At 61.5% G+C, this 18,953-nt stretch carries 15 protein-coding genes, 1 tRNA gene and 2 pseudogenes; 9 read left to right on the top strand and 9 right to left on the bottom strand.

Features of this window, described 5'->3' with window-relative positions; genetic code table 11:
• Positions 1-3 precede the first annotated feature (3 nt).
• The 3 genes from ACZ5KU_RS01525 to ACZ5KU_RS01515 all read left to right on the top strand — a co-directional run bounded on the left by ACZ5KU_RS01525 (position 4) and on the right by ACZ5KU_RS01515 (position 2,804).
• Complete coding sequence (locus ACZ5KU_RS01525) at positions 4-696, top strand: ABC transporter permease (protein WP_054062054.1); 693 nt, start codon at positions 4-6, stop codon at positions 694-696.
• The gene (locus ACZ5KU_RS01520; protein WP_054058021.1) at positions 696-1,385 is read left to right on the top strand and encodes an ABC transporter permease; all 690 of its coding nucleotides are present in this window, start codon (positions 696-698) and stop codon (positions 1,383-1,385) included. Before ACZ5KU_RS01525 ends, ACZ5KU_RS01520 begins: the two co-directional genes overlap by 1 nt.
• A gap of 150 nt (positions 1,386-1,535) precedes the next feature.
• Entirely contained in the window at positions 1,536-2,804 is a 1,269-nt protein-coding gene (locus tag ACZ5KU_RS01515) for a methyltransferase (RefSeq protein WP_464736759.1), read from the top strand.
• A 247-nt stretch (positions 2,805-3,051) separates the two neighbouring features.
• Here ACZ5KU_RS01515 and ACZ5KU_RS01510 read toward each other — a convergent pair whose 3' ends face one another.
• The 3 genes from ACZ5KU_RS01510 to ACZ5KU_RS01500 are packed head-to-tail and all read right to left on the bottom strand — an operon-like array spanning position 3,052 to position 4,563.
• Entirely contained in the window at positions 3,052-3,654 is a 603-nt protein-coding gene (locus ACZ5KU_RS01510; RefSeq protein ID WP_273822667.1) for an FMN-dependent NADH-azoreductase, read from the bottom strand.
• Positions 3,651-4,097 carry a GNAT family N-acetyltransferase gene (locus ACZ5KU_RS01505; protein WP_054058024.1) on the bottom strand — a complete coding sequence of 149 codons (447 nt, stop codon included), beginning with the start codon at positions 4,095-4,097 and terminating at the stop codon, positions 3,651-3,653. Before ACZ5KU_RS01505 ends, ACZ5KU_RS01510 begins: the two co-directional genes overlap by 4 nt.
• Positions 4,087-4,563, bottom strand: a complete 477-nt coding sequence (locus ACZ5KU_RS01500) for a carboxymuconolactone decarboxylase family protein (RefSeq protein WP_054058025.1) — start codon at positions 4,561-4,563, stop codon at positions 4,087-4,089. The genes ACZ5KU_RS01505 and ACZ5KU_RS01500 overlap by 11 nt, the downstream gene beginning before the upstream one ends.
• Before the next feature lie 156 nt (positions 4,564-4,719).
• Between ACZ5KU_RS01500 and pdxR the strand changes: the two genes are divergently transcribed.
• The 5 genes and pseudogenes from pdxR to ACZ5KU_RS01475 all read left to right on the top strand — a co-directional run bounded on the left by pdxR (position 4,720) and on the right by ACZ5KU_RS01475 (position 9,722).
• On the top strand, positions 4,720-6,120 hold the full coding sequence (gene pdxR, locus ACZ5KU_RS01495; RefSeq protein ID WP_464736758.1) for a MocR-like pyridoxine biosynthesis transcription factor PdxR: 1,401 nt from the start codon (positions 4,720-4,722) through the stop codon (positions 6,118-6,120).
• Positions 6,121-6,214: 94 nt separating this feature from the next.
• Positions 6,215-6,290 (top strand) — tRNA-Thr (locus tag ACZ5KU_RS01490).
• 484 nt (positions 6,291-6,774) lie between these two features.
• A pseudogene (locus ACZ5KU_RS01485) lies at positions 6,775-7,108 on the top strand (SOS response-associated peptidase family protein); the annotation flags it as partial.
• A gap of 180 nt (positions 7,109-7,288) precedes the next feature.
• Positions 7,289-7,762: a type II toxin-antitoxin system PemK/MazF family toxin gene (locus ACZ5KU_RS01480; protein WP_464736757.1), complete on the top strand. Its 474-nt coding sequence runs from the start codon at positions 7,289-7,291 to the stop codon at positions 7,760-7,762.
• Positions 7,763-8,213: 451 nt separating this feature from the next.
• Positions 8,214-9,722: a beta propeller repeat protein gene (locus ACZ5KU_RS01475; protein ID WP_054060174.1), complete on the top strand. Its 1,509-nt coding sequence runs from the start codon at positions 8,214-8,216 to the stop codon at positions 9,720-9,722.
• A gap of 194 nt (positions 9,723-9,916) precedes the next feature.
• Here the strand turns inward: ACZ5KU_RS01475 and ACZ5KU_RS01470 are convergent.
• From ACZ5KU_RS01470 to ACZ5KU_RS01445, 6 genes and pseudogenes are all read right to left on the bottom strand, one after another.
• A pseudogene (locus tag ACZ5KU_RS01470) lies at positions 9,917-10,794 on the bottom strand (DUF3800 domain-containing protein).
• Between the two features lie 234 nt (positions 10,795-11,028).
• Positions 11,029-12,825: a multicopper oxidase family protein gene (locus ACZ5KU_RS01465; RefSeq protein WP_464736756.1), complete on the bottom strand. Its 1,797-nt coding sequence runs from the start codon at positions 12,823-12,825 to the stop codon at positions 11,029-11,031.
• Positions 12,711-13,109, bottom strand: a complete 399-nt coding sequence (locus ACZ5KU_RS01460) for a hypothetical protein (protein ID WP_464736755.1) — start codon at positions 13,107-13,109, stop codon at positions 12,711-12,713. The genes ACZ5KU_RS01465 and ACZ5KU_RS01460 overlap by 115 nt, the downstream gene beginning before the upstream one ends.
• A gap of 141 nt (positions 13,110-13,250) precedes the next feature.
• Positions 13,251-14,186: an alpha/beta hydrolase gene (locus ACZ5KU_RS01455; RefSeq protein ID WP_054060171.1), complete on the bottom strand. Its 936-nt coding sequence runs from the start codon at positions 14,184-14,186 to the stop codon at positions 13,251-13,253.
• 141 nt (positions 14,187-14,327) lie between these two features.
• Positions 14,328-15,614: an OprD family porin gene (locus tag ACZ5KU_RS01450; RefSeq protein WP_464736754.1), complete on the bottom strand. Its 1,287-nt coding sequence runs from the start codon at positions 15,612-15,614 to the stop codon at positions 14,328-14,330.
• A 289-nt stretch (positions 15,615-15,903) separates the two neighbouring features.
• Complete coding sequence (locus tag ACZ5KU_RS01445; protein ID WP_054062043.1) at positions 15,904-16,596, bottom strand: DsbA family protein; 693 nt, start codon at positions 16,594-16,596, stop codon at positions 15,904-15,906.
• A 250-nt stretch (positions 16,597-16,846) separates the two neighbouring features.
• Between ACZ5KU_RS01445 and ACZ5KU_RS01440 the strand changes: the two genes are divergently transcribed.
• Positions 16,847-18,937 (top strand): TonB-dependent receptor, encoded by a 2,091-nt coding sequence (locus tag ACZ5KU_RS01440; RefSeq protein ID WP_416771359.1) that lies wholly within the window; start codon positions 16,847-16,849, stop codon positions 18,935-18,937.
• Positions 18,938-18,953: the final 16 nt, after the last annotated feature.

Genomic DNA, 18,953 nt, shown 5'->3' with positions numbered 1-18,953 from the left:
CCCATGAATATTGATCTCTACGGATTCGGCCCGGCGCTTGCCGCCGGCGCGCTGATGACCGTCAAGCTCGCGCTCTGTGCCCTGTGCCTGGGGCTGGTGCTCGGGCTGCTCGGCGCATTGGCCAAGACTTCCCCGTACAAGCCGCTGCGTTGGCTGGGGGGCACCTATTCGACCCTGGTCCGTGGCGTGCCGGAACTGCTCTGGGTGCTGCTGATCTACTACGGCACCGTCAACCTGATGAGCGCCCTGGGCGACTGCTTCGGCAACCCCGACCTGGCCCTGAGCCCATTCGCCGCCGGGGTGATTGCCCTGGGGCTGTGCTTTGGCGCCTATGCCACGGAGGTGTTCCGCGGGGCGATCCTGGCGATTCCCAAGGGCCATCGTGAGGCCGGCGTCGCGCTGGGCATGTCACGGCCACGGATCTTCACCCGGCTGATCCTGCCGCAGATGTGGCGCATCGCCCTGCCGGGGCTGGGCAACCTGTTCATGATCCTGATGAAGGACACCGCACTGGTGTCGGTCATCAGCCTGGAAGAAATCATGCGCCAGGCGCAGAACGCCGTGCAGTTCACCAAGCTGCCCTTCACCTTCTATCTGGTGGCGGCCTTCATGTACCTGGGCCTGACCATCCTCTCGATGATCGGCATGCACTGGCTGGAAAAACGTGCCGCTCGCGGTTTTGTGAGGACCACATAATGGAATGGGAAGTCATCCTCAAATGGCTGCCGAAGTTCTTCCAGGGCGCGGCACTGACCCTGGAACTGCTGGGCATCGCCGTGGTGCTGGGGCTGGTCCTCGCCGTGCCGCTGGGCATCGCCCGGGCCTCGAAGCTCTGGTACGTGCGCTCGCTGCCCTACGGCTACATCTTCTTCTTCCGCGGCACACCGCTGCTGGTGCAACTGTTCCTGGTGTACTACGGCCTGGCGCAGTTCGACGTGGTACGCGACAGTTTCATGTGGCCCTACCTGCGCGACCCGTTCTGGTGCGCGGCGGCAACCATGACCCTGCACACCACCGCCTACATCGCCGAGATCCTGCGTGGCGCGATCCAGGCCATCCCGCCGGGCGAGATCGAAGCGGCGCGGGCGCTGGGCATGTCGCGGCCCAAGGCGCTGTTCTACATCATCCTGCCACGGGCGGCGCGCATCGGCCTGCCGGCCTACAGCAACGAAGTGATCCTGATGCTCAAGGCCAGCTCGCTGGCGAGCACCGTGACCCTGCTGGAACTGACCGGCATGACCCGGACCATCATCGCGCGCAACTACCTGACGGTGGACATGTTCTTCACCGCCGGGGTGTTCTACCTGGTGATCTCGTTCCTGCTGGTGCAGGCGTTCAAGCTGCTGGAGCGCTGGATGCGGGTCGACGCCTGCCAGGGGCGCTGATGCGATTGGAGAGCAGGGGACTTGAAATCCCCTGCATCAAAGAAAATTTCTGGCGATTCCGGGAGCCGGCTCTCTTGTGATCAGTGCGACACTGTGGGGGGCCGGATTCATCCGCGAAAAGGCCAACCCCGACACCCCGGACTCTCCAGCATGCCCCCCATCCTCCAAGGCCCCGCCCTGCAAACCCGCTTCCAGGCCCTGGACACCTTCCTGTCGGCCCACCAGCAGCTCTGGCGCCCACGGCCCTTCACTCACCTGCAACTGCCCTGGGAGGCCGCACACCCGGAACTTGCCAGTTGGCTACGCCAGCGCAGCCTCGAAGACGCCGAAAGCAGCCACAACCACCCGGAACGACTCGGCGCTCCGGCCCCCTTCCCGGAGCTGGCCGCCGAAGCCGCAGCGCTGGGCACGGTCGGCAACCTCCCCGACAAACCGCTGCCAGCCGCCCGCCCACGCCTGAACGTCGACGTCCCCGGCCGTAAGTGGCAGCAGATCGAAGCCTTCGCCGCCTGCCTCGATTTCGCCCGCACACCTGGCCATTGGCTCGACTGGTGCTCAGGCAAGGGCCACCTCGGCCGTCGATTGCTGCAGCCCGGCCAGCAACTGACCTGCCTGGAGTACGACCCGGCCCTTGTCGCCAGCGGCGCCCAACTGAGCCAGCATCACCACCTGCCCGCCAGCCATGTCCAGCAGGACGTCATGGCCGCCGAAGCCGGCTTGCGCCTGAACGCCGAACACACACCGGTCGCCCTGCACGCCTGCGGCGGCCTGCATGTGCGCCTGATGCAACTGGCCAGCCACGCCGGCTGTGGACAACTGGCAATCGCTCCGTGCTGCTACAACCGCATCGGCACCGCGAACTACCAGCCCCTGTCCACCGCCGCCCAGGCGTCCAGCCTGCAACTGTCCCTGGATGACCTCGCCCTGCCCCTGAGCGAGACCGTGACCGCAGGCGCCCGGGTACGCCGCCAGCGCGACTGCTCCATGGCTCGTCGCCTGGCCTTCGACCTGCTGCAACGCCGATTGCGCCAGAGCGATGACTACCTGCCCACCCCGTCGCTGCCCAGCGCCTGGCTGGACAAGCCCTTCGCCGACTACTGCCGCGACCTGGCCGCGCTCAAGGAGTTATCCACAGTCGGCGAGCAGGATTGGGAGCAACTGGAGGCAGCAGGTTGGCAACGGCTGGCCGAGGTACGCAACCTGGAACTGCTGCGCGGCCTGTTCCGCCGCCCGCTGGAACTCTGGCTGGTGCTCGACCGCGCGTTGTACCTGGAAGCACAGGGCTACCGCGTGCGCCTCGGCCAGTTCTGCGAAAGCCCGTTGACTCCACGCAACCTGATGCTCCTGGCCGAACGCGACGAACTGTCACATTGCCAGTTACAGCCTGTGGATAACTCTGTTGATGCTTTTGCCCGATAACCCCTGAAGACAACACCTGCAACGCCGACAGGCGGCTGGTCATTTTTTGTTCACAGAATAAATCGACGAGAAAACAGTCAGTTGCAACATGCTGAGAACGCGTTCACAAATCCTTGCGTTCGTTGCGCCGCTGACCCACCACTTGTGCATAAGCTCCCAAGCCAAAGGCAATAACTCCCCTTCCGCAGAGCGCACGATCCCTGGGGTAGCCGGCTCGCTGGCGATCCAACGAAGGCGGCCATTCAACTCAACCAACCACCGCCGTCAGCCCCTCCAGAAACCATTTCCTGGCCTCAACCATCTCCCGTCGCACCGCCTCATCTCCCCGCACCGAACCCTGCAGATAGATGAAGTTCACCTGCCGAATGCCCACGCAATCCAACTGTGCCGTCAGACAAGGTGTCAGAAAATCCGGCTGATTGGCCCTTTCCCCCTGAATGAAACCACCCGAGCTGACCAGCACGAAGGTCGGCCGATCCCTGAGCAGGCCCACCTTCAACCCCGCTTCATTGCGGCCAAAACTGCGCTGAATCCGCACCACATGATCGACCCACACTTTCAGCGCCGCAGGCTGCGTGAAGTTGTGCAGCGGCGTACACAGCACCAGCAGATCGCTGCTCTCCAACTCGACGATCTGCCGCTCGGACACCTCGACGGCCGGGGCCTGCCCGTCCAGCGCAGTCACGGCCGTCGCATAGTCGCGGGTCACCGCAGGCAAAGGCTCGCGCCCCAACTGCCGTTCGATCACCTCAGTGACACCGGGCCAGTCCCGCAACACGTCGGCGGCCAACTGGTAGCCGCGAGCGGCCGTGCCATGGGGGCTGAAGTTCAACAACAACGCACGGCTCATACCGTCTGCTCCAGGTCCTGAAAGAAGTGCATGCCCTTGGCCAGCATCCCCTGGCGGAAATAGAAACGTTGCGCCAATGGCATATGCAGACCGGTATCGAGCACCAGATACCGGCAACCCAGGGAGCGGGTATGCCGCCGCACCGCTTCCAGCAAGGCAGCCCCCAGCTCACGCCGCTGCTGTGAGGCGGTCACCACCAGGTCGTCGACATAAACGAAGCGCCCGTAGAGAAAATTCTCCGTCACCCGAAAGCCGGCCAGGCCGATCACCTGCCCCTGCTCGCGTAGCGCCAGCAGGCGATAACCCTGTTCACCCTGGCGAAACACCTGCTCGACGAAGGACTGTTCGTCATCCAGTTGGGGGCGCAACTCACGCATCACCGCAAAACATTCGCGACAGCGGGCTTCGCTTTCGATCAGTTGATACTCCAGATCACCGTTCACGGGCCGCCTCCTCATGCTCACGGACACCGGGCGGCACCAGCCGGAAACCCACACCCACGCGGTTGAGCGCATTCATCAGGCCGATCGCCAGTGTCAGGTCAGCCAGCTCCTTTTCACCGAACACTGCCGCAACGGCCTGATACTCCGCATCGGGTATCGCGGTCTGGTGCACCAGGGTCACCGTCTCGGCCCAGGCCAGGGCAGCACGCTCACGCGCATCGAACAGCGACTCGGCCTCGCGCCACACCGGCACCAGTTGCACCTTGTCGGCACTGACGCCCAGCTTGAGCAGATCGCGCGAATGCTGGTTGATGCAGTAGGCACAGCCGTTGATCTGCGAGACCCGCAGGTACACCAGATCGATCAGTTGCGCGGCCAGCCCGCAACCCTGTACATAACTCTTCACACCACCCAGCGCCTTGTAGCCCTGGGGTGCGGCGGCGAAATAATCGAGACGTTGCGTCATGGTCGGTTTCCTTGTGGGCTCATCGAAGATCTGGCCCCCAGTCTGCTGAGCACCGCCCGGTGCCGACAGGGCCAAGATCGAACAAGCCACTTGGGACATGTTCCACCGCCGCAATGGGTTTAGACTGAACCGTTGTGCCTGACCACGGAAAACCCCATGCCCCCAGCCAGCCCCGCCGCCGAACCGGGCCTGCCGAAATACCTGATGGTCTATCGACGCATTCGCGGCGCCATCGGCGACGGCCAGTTGCGCCCCGGCGACCGGGTGCCGTCGGTGCGCGCCCTGGCCGCCGAACTCAACCTGGCCCGGGGTACCGTTGAGGCGGCCTATGCGCTGCTGGTCAGCGAAGGCTACCTGACGGCACGCGGCCAGGCCGGCACCATCATCGCCCAGGACCTGCCGGCGGCTCCGGCCCAGCCGCCCTCCGGCACCACCAAGGCCGAACAGGACCACCCGCGGCCCCTGCAACTGGGCATGCCGGCGCTGGACGCCTTCCCGCGCAAGCTCTGGGCCCGGCTGATCACCCAACGCGCCCGCCAGACCGACATCGCCAGCCTCGGCTTCAGCGACCCACGCGGCTACGCGCCCCTGCGTGCGGCCATCGCCCAATACCTGGGGTTGTACCGGGGCGTGCACTGCACGCCGGACCAGGTGTTCATCTGCCCTGGCTACAACGCCGTGCTCGAACTGATCTGCGAGAGCCTGGAAATGAGCGGCCAGGACTGCTGGTTCGAAGACCCCGGCTACCTGCATGCCCGGCAGCTCCTGCTCAATCGCGGCGTAAGGCTGGTTCCGGTAGCAGTCGATGGCGATGGCCTGCAAGTGCAGCAGGGCATCCAGCAGGCGCCGACGGCACGGCTGGCGGTCGTCACCCCGGCGCACCAGAGCCCATTGGGCATGGCCCTGAGCCCGGCGCGCCGTCAGGCGCTGCTCGACTGGGCAGGGCAACAGTCGAGCTGGGTACTGGAGGACGATTACGACAGCGAATTCCGCTACCGCGGTCGCCCCCTGCCCGCCCTGAAGAGCCAGGACCGGCACGACCGCGTGCTGTACGCCGGCACCTTCAGCAAGATGCTGTTCCCCGGCCTGCGCCTGGCCTACCTGGTGGTGCCACGGGCGCAGATCGAACGCTTCGAGCAGCGTGCCCGGCTGCTGCGCAACCGCTGCCCGGAGCTGCTGCAGGCAACGGTCAGCGACTTTCTCGGCCAGGGCCACTTCACCCGTCACCTGAAGAAGATGCGCCAGTTGTACAGCGCGCGCCGGACGCTGCTGGTCAAGGCGTTGGAAGAAGTGTGCGGTGGCCTTCTCAAGGTCGACCCGCAGGCCGGCGGGATCAACCTGCTGGTACGCCTGCTGATCGATGTTCAGGACACCCCCGTCGCCCAGCGTGCGAAGGCGAATGGATTGGCGATCGAACCCCTGTCGCGCTGGCAACTGACAGCCGGACAGGAGGGCGGTTTGCTGATGGGTTTTACCAACGTAGCCTCGATCGAACAGGCCAACGAGGTAGCCGGAAGGTTGCTGGCGGTGCTCCGGGAAACGCGCCAGGACGGCTGATACCCGGCGCCCGACCGCCATCCGGCCCGCAAAAATAGTCAAATATCAGGGGTTTACAGAACCCCGCCAATCGCTATAATCGTCGCCCTGACATGCCGGTATAGCTCAGATGGTAGAGCAACTGACTTGTAATCAGTAGGTCCCGGGTTCGATTCCTGGTGCCGGCACCATGTTCAAAGCCCCGCAATGCGGGGCTTTGCCGTTTCTGGGGCTCTGTTTTGGCGCTGTCAAAAAGGCGAAAGTGTCCACACTTTTAAATCCAAAGCACAGCCTACGGTGGCTGAGCCCAAGGCCATCATCGCGGGCGACAACCTTCCTTCTCACGGGACTCCCAGCATCGAAGAAACAGCAGTATCGGTTTATCTATCGACCCAGAAGTTTGGCAGAGATCAACTGCCTGTATGGGCTTCGCTATATGCGCGTCCCAATGACCGTATAGAGGTCGACAGGTCATGTAATACATAAACCAACAGGCATAAATGTTTTCACATCTATACGCATGTTCACCTGTAAATTTACCATGAGCCATCTTATCTTATGCCTCAACATTGTCCCCCTTAAGATTAAAGAGCAAGTGCATCACGTAGACTGCATCTTTTCCAAATCCCATCCCAAGCTCTTTCTATTTGAATACATCTGACTCAGAAAAAATAACCGTACTTCATTCGGTTCAAGAGCCAGGCTCCGATGTTCTTCGCGGCATTGGCCCAGATGCATCCGGGACTGGAGCTCCACGAGGGTGACGGCTTTGTGATCATCACTGCCGCCAGCGACCAGGGCATGTTGGACATGCACGACCGGCGCCCGCTGGTGCTGTCGCCAGAGCACGCTCGCGAATGGGTTGATCCCGACCTCACCCGCCAGAGCCGAAGACATAGCCAGGAACCTATGTCCCCCCGTCGATGACTTCGAGTGGTACCCAGTCGGTACTGCTATAGGTACTGTTAAAAATCAAGGAGCGGAATTGATACTCCCTCTCATTTCCTAGACGACGAAATGAAGGCACAACCAGGAAGACTGATTCCCCTCGGTGGAAACATCAGCTCAGTTTCCTACGAGGCTGAGTCCTATTACTTCGTAGAACTGTCCAAAAGTCATCAGCAGAGACCCCAGATGGATCAACGTAAGATGGCACACCACCGTCCTCATCGAACCGAGAGCATACCGGATGCCATTGAAATATCAGCCCAAGGAAGGAAGTGTTCTCATCTGCGATTTCAGTGGTTTCGTCACCCCGGAGATGGTGAAGCAGAGGCCCGTTGTAGTCCTGAGGAAGCATCCTCATAACAACCGTCTCGTGACAGTGGTACCGCTCAGCACCACGGAACCGGAAAAGTTGTGCGTTTACCATGTTGAACTGCCGTGCTACCTAACAGGTGAGGCAAAGAAAAGCTGGGCGAAATGCGACATGCTCTATACCGTGAGCTTGGACAGGCTGGACCGCATCAAGACAAAAGGCCGCGATGGCAAGCGGCAGTATGAGGTTCTGACGATGAGTGCTGAGCATTTCATCGCCGTCAAAACCGCCGTTCTCGCGGCCTCAATTTTTCGCCGCTGTCCCCATAGGCATTATCAATTGGCCTCCGTCGCTCGATTTTTGAGACATTTTTCGTGTACCCGAAAGGGGCTTGTGAGACTCTGAGGATCCTGGGAAACCCAGCAATCGCAGAGCCAAACAGGAAGAAAGCGATGACAAGCCATCCTGTTTGTGATTAGGGCGCCGAAAGGCGCCCTTTGTCCTTCTGGCCTAGACCAATTCCCAAGTGACGCCAGTCACCCCCAGAGCGGCTACCTATCGTTTTAATGTGGCAAGGTCAGCCAGCCAGTCAACGTCGATCTTCTCACCTAGATTTTCGTGCGCTTGAACCTGGAAAACCAGGAATCTCCCGCAGGACGAACACGCCTGCGGGAGCGAGACGCAACAGTGACGCTCAAAAACAGCCCATCAAACACGGCACTCTTCACCGCTGCCGTGAATACCTTTCCCACCTGACCCACTTCACATATCTGACTTGCCCCCCGCACCAGCAATTTACTCCCGCCCCCGAAAATGAGAAAAGCTACCCAGCCTTTCCCCTGGATACGGACCTTCCATGTCTCGCCTGAAGCTGCTCATCAAACTGCCCGTCATACTGATCGTCGCTGCCGCACTGTGGTACATGTGGATCATTCTCAGCGCCAAGCTCGAATGGGGCGGTGGCAGCCCGGACCAACAGACACTGGGCGCGGTGCAGGACGTTCGCCAACGGGCGATGACCCAGTTCTGCACCGGTGTCGTCGCGACCCCGCAAGGTACCTGGCTGGTCGGCCGCGTCGAGGCCGACGCCAAGGATCTGCAACCTGCCGCCAACGTGGTGGACCTGGACGCAGTGCTTTACGGCAAACCGGCGCAGACCGAGGATAAGGACGCGGAAGAATCCGGCACCTTCTCCAGCTTCCTCTCGCCACGCCAGAAGGAGACCACTTTCATCTCGCGCCTGAACGACCAGGGCCGGTTCGAGCTGGTGGCCCATATCACCGACCCCGCCTGCCTGGTGGCCAGTCCGGATGGCAGCCGGGTCTTCCTGCTGAGCGGCCTAGATCGCCCCGAAACCGATACGCCCCCAGACGATGGCAAGCCGCAGGTGCTGTTTGCCGGAACCCAAAGCGCGGTGTTTCGCACTGACGACCAGGGCAAGCACTGGAGCTGGCTGCCCAAGGGCTTTTTCTCCGAAGCCGATCACATAGCCTGGAACCTCAAGCCGTACTTCCACGGCCAGAACGAGATCTGGGCCTGGAGCTCGCCAAGTCAGGAATCGATGGGTTATGGCGACATCCCCGACGGCATCTCTACCGGAGTGTTCTACTCGGCCGACGGCGGTGCGACCAACACCGAGATCTTTGCCTCCCAGTCGCTGCTGGTGACGCAGGCATATGCCGAGGGCAAGCGACCGGAAGTCACCGAGTGGTTCAAGGACTCCAGCGACACCGGAGACCTCCAGACCCATGTCACGCAACTGGATGCCCAGCACGCGATCATCTGGGTATCGCAACGTTTCTGGGGACGCAATCCGGCTGAAGGGGACCGCAACCTGTCGGTCAGCGTGACGACCCGCGCCCAGCTCAAGCGGGACGCCAGCCAGTGGCAGGTGGAGTCCGTGCAGCGTGAAGACGCGCTGTTCATCGATGCCCTGGTGGATAACGGCAATGGTCGCGTCATGGGTCTGATCGATCAGGGTGATCGGGGTCAGAACAGGATCGGCGAACTGGACATCGCCAAGCTGGGCTGGAGTATCGTTGGCGAACTGCCCAGCGTGTTCGGTCCAATGGGGTCCCATACCCAACTGCGCGAGGGGCATTTCTGGATGGGGCAGAACAGCCTGCTGATCAACACCTCCAGCAACCACCATCCGCCACGCTGGATGTACTGGTGGTCCAAAGCCACGATCTCCGCAGACGGGGTGTTCTACTCGACGGACTGGGGACGCTCCTGGCAGCGCCTGGCGATCGACGGCTACCTGGGCATCCTCGGCTTCCAGCAAGCACAGGACCGGGTGTTCTGGGCCAAGGGGAACTGGTACAACAGTCGCGACCTGGGGGTTTACTCGTACGGCTTGCACTGACGGTCGAGCCTGTCGCCAGGTTAATCGATCTGCAGACGGAACCTGCCGGGCAAGGTGCCACGCTCTGAGAAACAAATGTATATAGAACGGCCCGCTGCTTCGCGCCAACATCATTGACGATGCCGAGCCCCCTACCTATACTTCGCCGCAAATGGACTGGGGGATCCCGGTCGGCGTCATGGCCTCGGTGAGTTTCACCGGGGCTTTTCGCTTTCTGGAGACGGGAAAATTTTCAGTCCCCAGTTCTCGAACCCCTCTCCGACGCCTTCACGCCCACCGCTGCAGTAAAATTTTCGTTTCAGTACGTCAAAAGCACGATTTTCCTGACCGGCCCGTAACACGCTCATTCCCACAGGCCTGGCGACAAGGTCAGCCAGCTGAAGCCCTGTGGAATTAACCTGCTTGGTTGCAAAAATAATGTCGAACGGAAGCTGTATACCTAGACGATTAGCGCCATCACACATCCGTCGAAACTCCAGCTCCAACTCATTATCTTCTTTCTTTCCCCGCCGCTCGAAAATGACGTGCGTCAGCGCGCCGTCCTGATTTTTCTCCTGCAGGAACTCATAGAGTGTCTCCAGGCAGAACCCCAGGGCGATATGGTAAGGATTCTGAGACAGCCCTTGCTTTTCTCGAAGGCTGGCTTTGTTAATAACACAACTGACCAGGATGAAATTACTTTCTTCAATAATACCGGTCAGTTCGTTAAGAAAGTCGTCCTTATGCTGCCGAGATGAGAACATACCGGAAAATGCCCCTTTTTCCTTTCTGATCTCCAGCTCATGAAGGCCGACCAAGTCATGCCCATGTGGTTGAATTTAAACTTCTGCAAGGCGGGTATGACCTTCTCGCAGTAGTGTCTCTTATGAAAAATGCAGAAAGCCAGTACAAACATCGGGTAGTTTTGATCAAGGTTCTGCATTCCATGATCACCACTTTCATCAACATAAACGACAAAATTACTGAACCTGCCCGTTGGTGCCGAAGGCTTAACAGCTTCAGCTTTAGAATCGGCGTCACTTTCATTCTCAAAAAGGAAAAACTGCTGGGAGGGCTCGGCAGGCTCCGGCATTTTTATATCTCCATATTTCAGAGAGACTATTGTATTTTTCTTACCCACTCGACAAATCGTTCATGACTTTGCGAGACGTTGTAAGCTGAACATATGGCGAATAAGCAAGACAGGTCTGACTCTAGTAAAAAATAATAATCTCCGGCTACAATTTACACAGATAGGAACAATAAAAAGGCGCCCTGATACAGGCGCCTCTCGATAACCCACCTCAGCAAGCAGTTGAAGAACCCCTCAATGGTGCGCGCCCTGCACCACTCCACCGTTACCATCCGGCAGTTCGATCTTCACGCTCTGCATCATGCCCTGGTCCTCATGGTCGAGGATGTGGCAATGCAGCACGAATTCGCCGATGTAGCGCTCGTAGCGGGTGCGCACGTACAACGTATAGACCCCTTCTCCCTTCGGAAATGTCTTGGGTTCAGAGCGGCTTTTCACGAACAGCGTGTCTTTCCACACACCTTTCAAGCCCGCGTATTCGTTGTCCGTGTCGGTTTTATCCACAGCCCCCGGCAGGCTCAGGTCGGTGCCATCCGGGCCGATGATCCTGTCGATCTGGAACGGGTTCACGTGGATATGGAACGGATGACTGGCGAAAGCCGATTGCAGCTTCCACTGCTCCGCCGTGCCCAGTTGCAGATGACGGTTGACCACACCCGGCTTGAACGGCTCGGCATCCGCCAGGGTATTACCCACGGCAAACCTGGTGTTGTCAGGATCGGAGGTATCGATCAGGAACACCAATGTCTGGCCTTCGCCCTTGAGTTCGCTGTCGGCGATGTCCGCATGCGGGATGAACTTGTCCAGGCGCAGGTCCTTCTTCAGGTCGGCGACCACCGTGTCACGCACCTCGGCCGGCATCTGCCGTTCGGCGGCCGCGACCAGTACCCTGGTCAGGTGCGCCGTGGTGTCCGGGACCTTCTCGCCGGGGCCGACGTCGACGAAACCCAGCACCTGCCGACCACTGGCAGCCTGGTCGACGTTGCTCGCCTTGCTCGCCGCCTCATCGATCACGCAGTAGCGTCCCGACTCGGGAAAGGTCAGCAGCAAATCGTTGCGATAGCCCGGCTGCAGGGTCACCAGGTTGCGCGCCTGGGCCTGCTTCATGGTCAGGCCATCGGAGGCGATGACGTGGTACTCGACCGGCTTGCCCGTGCATTGCTGGCTGATGAACTGTTCGGCCTTCTCGGCACCGACCCCCAGGTCGCTGGTGGCCTTGGCGCTGTCTTCCATGCGCCGGAACTGCAGCTTGATGGTGTCGCGAATCCCCCCATGGACCAGCCGCCAACGCTCGACCTGCCCCGGCTTGGCACCGTCGAAGATCGGCTGCACCAGACCGTTGACGCTGGTGTAGCGACCGGATGGCCCCCAGGTGCCGAACTCCATCTGGTCGAATGACTCGACGACGCCGACTTCGCCCTTGTTGCAGGTCCAGTCGATGACCATCACGGCCTTGCCATCCTTGTCCTTGACGATATTGCCGTCCTTGTCCTTCTTCGGCTGGTAGCGGAAGTTGCCATCGGGCCCCTTGCACGCATACGGAATCTGCTGGAACACCAGCAGCCGCTCGGGAAACGCCTGGCCCTGGGCATCCTTGAGCAAGGTGTCGATATCGCCGTTGACGTCCTTGCCCGGCAGACGGTCGCCGTGAATGATCAACGCGCCGGCCATGCCGCTGGCGACCTGGAGGGCGGTGGAACCGTGGCGATGCGGGTGGTACCAGAAGGTGCCCGCCGGGTGGTCGGCAGGGATGTTGTACTCGTACTGGAACTTGACCCCGGGATTGATCGACAGCAGCACGTTGTCGCTGTTGCCAGCCGGGCTTACCCACAGGCCATGGGAATGCAGGTTGGTGCCGTTGAAGCAGTGTGGCTTGTCGGGGTTCTCCGGCGGCTGGGTGCAGCTCGGGTCCGGCTTCAACTGGTTGTCGAGGCTGATGCGCACCGTGTCGCCCGGCGTGACGTCGATGGTCGGCGCGATGAACGGCGCCGCCGGATCGACATCCGGACCGGTATAGCTGCGCAGCGACACCGGACATTCTCGCCGGTCGCCGGGTTGAAGATGTGGTTGTCGGTGTACTGGATCGTCAGGTCCAGGCGCCGCTCGTGGCCGGCGTGCCCCTGGGCGGTGCTCGTTTCGAGGGATTGGCTGCTCTTGAGCAGCAAGGTGCCGCTCTTGGGCTTGGGCGCTTCCTGCTGCAGCGCCGGCGGGTTGTTGAACAGCCGGGAAGGCTCCGTCGCCAGAGCCTGACCCGCCACCGCCAGGGCCATCAGGCCCAGCGCGCAGCGCGCCTTGTCGTTACGCAATCCTGTCATGGGTACTGCTCCTGCAAAGCAACCGGGAAGGTCAGGGGTCGGCACAGGAGTGATGATGAAACGCAGACGTGCGAAGTCCGTTTTCGATGGCAGCAATCCGTGCTGGCATAAAGCTAGCGCGTTATCGGCGCAGTGCAATGTTTATTGGGCTTTGACAGCGTTTTGGCCGGCAAAGCCAGTGGCAATCGGCGCGGGGAAACCGGCGAAGGCCTGGCGCAAGGCCTTGGCATATTCGCGGCTGCCGAGGGTCATGCTGTTGATATGGTTGCCGCCCTTGATCAGCAGCAGATGCTTGGGCTGTGCGGCTGCTTCATACAGCGTCTTGCTGAAGCGCGACGGAACGTAGGGGTCGTCGGTACCGTGAACGATCAGCACGGGAATGCCGATCTGGCTGATCTTGTCGATGGAGGCGAATTTCTCCGAGAGGATCCAGCGCACCGGCAACGAAGTCGGGATCGCCGCCCGGGCCGCGTCGCCGAGGTCGGTAAAGGTCGATTCGATGATCAGTCCGGCCGCCTTGGGCGACTGTTTGTCAGCGGCCAGGCGTTCGGCCAGCTCCACCGCCACCGCACCGCCGAGGGAATGGCCGTAGATGTAGCGTTTGCGGGCATCGGGCTGCAGTTGCACCAGGCGCTTCCAGGCATTGCCGGCGTCCTGGTAGACACTGCGCTCGGACGGCAAGCCGCCAGGGCTGTCGCCAAAACCGCGATAATCGATGGCCAGCACCGAGAAGCCCAGCTCGCGCAGTTGGGTGATCCGCCCGACCTGCGCCGTCAGGTTCCAGCGGGTACCGTGCAGGTAGAGGATGGTCGGCGCATCGGCGCGACTCGACGGCCACCACCAGGCATGCAGGTAGTCGCTGCCGGCCAACCCGTCGCTGACCGGGATCTGCATTTCCCGCACACCACCGGGCAGGCCATTGAACCAACCCGCGGTGCCCGGCTGGATATTGAACAGCAGCTCGCGCTCCTTGTAGGCCAGCCGCGAGCAGCCGTAGGGCAGGCCAACAGCAAGGAACATCGCCAGCAATCCCAGGGACAACCAGCGACGACGGGCGATAAGGGTTCTGACGGTCATGGCGCCCGGCTCTCAATCCTGGAAAAGCATCAACTCACAAGCCCCACAGATTACCCGCAACCGGCACAAACAAAAACGCCCCGAACCGGTCGGGGCGTCTGTTCAACCTGGGATCAGGTCGCTACAACGTTGTCGCGTCGATCAGAACACGTTGATCGGGTAGTCGACGAACACACGCACTTCGTTGCCGCTCACGTTGTATTCGCTGGACTTCTGCGACACGCGCAGGATCGAGCTGCGCAGCTTCACGCTGAGGTCTTTTGCCGGGCCGCTCTGGACCACGTACTTGACCTGGTTGAAGAGCTCGCGCTCGGTACCACCGGTGCTGGTGGACGTGGTGATGTTGTCACCACGGACATAGGCCACGTTGTAGCTCAGGCCCGGTACGCCGAAGGCGCCGAAGTCCAGGCCGTAGCCCAGTTGCCAGGAACGCTCGTCCGCGGCGTTGAAGTCGGACCAGTAGGAGTTGGCCAGGTAGATGGAGTTGCCACCATCGCCCACACGACCCTGGCCACGCTGGTAGCCGCCGTACGGGTAGCCCAGCAGGCTGTCGCCGGTGCTGCGCTGGTGCGCCAGGGTGAACGAGTGGGCACCCAGGGCGTAGGTGGCCGCCAGGCTCCAGATCTTGTTGTCGCGGCCATCAGCGTCGTGGTCGGCCGCGTAGTCCTTGTCCAGCTTGGTGCGGTAGCCGTTGAAGTCCAGGGTCAGGGACTGATCCTGGGCAACCGGGAACACGTAGTTCAGGTTCACGTACTGCTTCTTCAGCACGTCTTCGACATCGGAGGCGTACAGGGCCGCCTTGAAGTTGTCGGTGAACTGATAGCTGCCGCCCAGCACGTTGATGCTCTTCAGACCACCGCTGTCACGGCCTTCATCGCTCTTGCGCGATTCGGCGGTGAAACGACCGGCGTTCAGTTCCAGGCCCTTGATCTCCTTGGAGGTGATCAGGGTACCGGTGTAGCTTTCCGGCAGCAGGCGGCCGTTGTCATAGCTCAGCACCGGCAGGACCGGCATCTGGTCGCCGTAGGTCAGTACGGTGTTGGACAGACGGAATTTCACCGCGGCACCGGCCTTGGCGATATCACGCTCAGGCGAGCCGTTGTTGTCCTTGGCGAAGAAGTCGATGCCCTGCGCACCGGTGGTGCCCTTGCCACCGTCCAGACGCACGCCGTACAGGCCGAAGGCGTCAACGCCGACACCCACGGTGCCCTGAGTGAAACCGGACTTGAAGGTGCCGATGGCCGCCTGGCCCCACTCGGCCTTGTCCTTGTTGCCATCCTTGTAGTCGCGGTTGATGTAGGCGTTGCGCAGCAACACGTTCAGGTGGCTGTCTTCGACGAAACCCTTGGCGTCCGATTGATCGCTTGCCATGGCCTGAGTGGCGCTGAGGATGCCCAGTGCGAGCAGACCGATCCGTTTGTTCAACATGTTGTTTTCCTTATTGCTGGATGAAACGCCCTGCAGCTCCCGAGCTGAACCTGTGTGTTGGTATTTTCAGACAGAAAAAAGAAGGCCCGCATGCAGGTGAATGCAGCGGGCCTCTTATTATTTTGGGTATATGGCTTATAGCCACAGGCGTGTCGCGAATCCTATCTGCGACACGACTAAAGTGTCAATTTCGTGAATCCTCGGCAATTAGACAAGAATTTTTGATCAACCTCGAAAAATGGCATATCAGCCAACGCCAAGACAGTCTTGCGATAACGACAAGAGCGACTCAACCGGCGCAACCCTCCAGCCCGCAGGCCGGGCCTGATGGTACACCTGCGGGCAGCCCGGTCGACTCACGCAACCACTGGGCGAACACCTCGGGCCGGCCCAGGTAGGGGCCGATGTCGACCAGGCTGAAGCGACCATCACGCTCCAGCACCAGGGTCGGAAAACCCTGCCCGCCAACGCGCGACAGCAGTGCCCGGCTGTTCTTGAAGTGCTCGGCCACCACCGCGCCGCCGTTGCGCTCGAATGCCGCCAGGAAAGCCTGCGGCTCCAGGCCCAGCTCGGTCGCCAGCTCCAGCAGCACGTCGGCGTCGGCGATGCGTCGTCCCTCCAGGTAATGCGCCGTCTGCAACCTGCCAAGCAACTCAAGCCCACGTCCGGCCAATTCTTCGGCGGCCAGCACGGCACTGGTCGGCGGTGCGGAATCGAATACCGCCGAGCGGTCCCGCAACAGCCCCTCGAAATAAGCCTGGCCGAACGGCTGGCCGGTGTACTCGGCAATGCGCCGGTCATGGGGCATGACGTAGTCACGCAGGCTGGGGCTGACGAACTGACGACTGTTGCCGGCCATCATGCCGCCGCCATGCAGGGTCACCGGCAGTACCTGGCTGGCGGCCTGCACCAGCGGCTTGGCGCCATAGCACCAGCCGCACAGGGGATCATAGATGTAATGAAGGGTGACGGGAGCGGTCATGGCGGTCTCCAGGAAACTCATCAGCAGGCAATGTCCACAGGTTAGCGCCGGACAGCTGTTCGAAAAACGCCGATATGGCGGCTGGTTTGTTGCGTGAATCGGTCATATCCCCGGCCATGTAACAGCGAAGACATATTTGGATACACACCAGCCAAGGCGCGCTATTGGTAATAATTATCAATTAGTAATAATACTCGATAACATTAACGCTCTTTCCCAACCCCTGCACCTTCACGGATACATCCCCGTCATGCCTGCCCCTTATCGCCTGGCGCCCGTTACCTTCGGGCTTTGCGTTCTGCTGTCCGCCGGATTCACCAACGCCACCACCACTCTGCCGGAACTGTCGATCAGCGCCGATGCCGACCCGGACGACCCACGCGTCACGGATGTCAGCACCGCGACCCGCACGGCCACGCCGGTGCGTTACGTTCCCCAGGCCATCGACTCGGTGAAGACCGCGAATGTGCTCGACTATGGCACCAACGACCTGGGCAAGGCGCTGAGCGGCATTCCCAACGTCAGCAGCGGCGCGGACACCCGTTTCGACAGCTTGCGGATCCGCGGTTTCGACGCCAGCAACGACTTCTACCTGGACGGCATCCGCGACGACAGCCAGTACGTACGCGACCTGCACAACATCGAGCGCATCGAGGTGCTCAAGGGGCCCGCCGCAGTCCTCTACGGCCGTGGCAGCCAGGGCGGGATCGTCAACCGGGTGAGCAAGCTGCCGCAGTTCGGCCGCCGCTCCACGGTCGAGGTGCAGGGTGGCAGCGACGACCTGCGCAGCCTCTACGCCGACCTCAGCGCCGACCCGACGCAGGACCTCAGCCTGCGCCTGAACCTGGGCAACCAGGACAGCAACAGCTTCCGTGACGGCGTCAGCGGCAACCGCCAATTGTTCGCCCCGTCGATGAGCTGGCAACTGACCCCGCAGTTGAACTGGCTGGTGCAGTACGAATACAGCCGCTACAACCGCACGCCGGATCGCGGCATCCCGGGGATCAACGGTCGCCCGGCCGATGTCGGCCGCGACATCAGCTATGGCGACCCACGAGACTACATCGACGACAAGGCGCAATCGCTGCGTTCGAAGCTCACCTACGCCCTGAACGACAACTGGCAACTGCGCCATACCCTCGGGCTGTTCAAGCTCGACAGCGACTTCGACAACACCTATCTGACGGGCTACACCCCCGCGACCCGCCGGGTCACCCGCCAGCGCTGGCAGCAGGACCTCAACACCCGCAATCTCTACAACAACCTGGAAACCGAAGGCAGCTTCGACACCTTCGGTCTCGAACACCGCCTGCTGACCGGCCTGGAACTGGGCAGCCAGCGCCGAGATCCGAAGCTCTACACCTCGCTCGCCGCCAACCGTGGTGGCCAGGCGGTGCCGGCGCTCGACCTGTTCAACCCGAACCACAACCTGAGCCACACCGGCCCCATGGTGCCCTCCAGCAACAACCACACCGAAGTCCAAAGCCGTGCTCTCTACGTCCAGGACCAACTGCGCCTGAACGACCAGTGGCAACTGCTCGCCGGTCTGCGCCACGACCGCTTCGAGGTCGAAACCACCAACAACCTGACCAACGTCAGAGACAGCCGCGACAGCCACAGCACCAGCCCGCGCCTGGGCGTGGTCTGGACGCCGGTGCAGGATCATTCGTTCTACGCGTCCTGGAGCAAGAGCTTCTCGCCGGTGGGCGGCGGCCTGATCGGCATCACCCCGAATGCCGCCGGCAACGGCAACGACCTGAGCCCCGAGTTGACCCGCCAGAAGGAAGTCGGGGTGAAAAGCGACTGGCTCGGCGAAAACCTGAGCACCACCCTGGCCGTGTATGAACTGGAACTCTACAACCGCCGCACCAGCGACCCGCTGAACCCCGGGATCACTCTGCTCAGCGGCCTGCAGCGCTCGCGCGGCGTCGAGCTGACCGGCACCGGCCGGATCGTCGGCAACTGGTACCTGCGCGGCGGCCTCGGCATCCAGGACGCCACCATCGTCAAGGACAACAACGGCTTCGAAGGCAAGCGCGTCGGCAACGTCGCCAAGCGCAACGGCAGCCTGTTCCTGACCTGGAAACCGGAAATGGGCTGGTACGCCGAAACCGGCCTGACCCTGGTCGGCGACCGTTACGCCGACAACGCCAACACCGTGATCCTGCCGGGCTACGGCACCTGGGATGCGCTGGCCGGGTTTCGCACCCGCGACTGGGACCTGCGCGCCACCTTGAGCAACATCAGCGACCGCACCTACTACACCTCGGCCACCAGCGCCTTCCAGATCCAGCCGGGAGCCCCGCGCAATCTGGTCGTCACCGGTACCTACAGTTTTTAAGGCCCATGAAAAACGC

This window comes from Pseudomonas sp. Tof1 (assembly GCF_055390395.1).
Note: the sequence above shows the minus strand (reverse complement) of the source record. Positions and strands in the feature narration are given on the sequence as shown.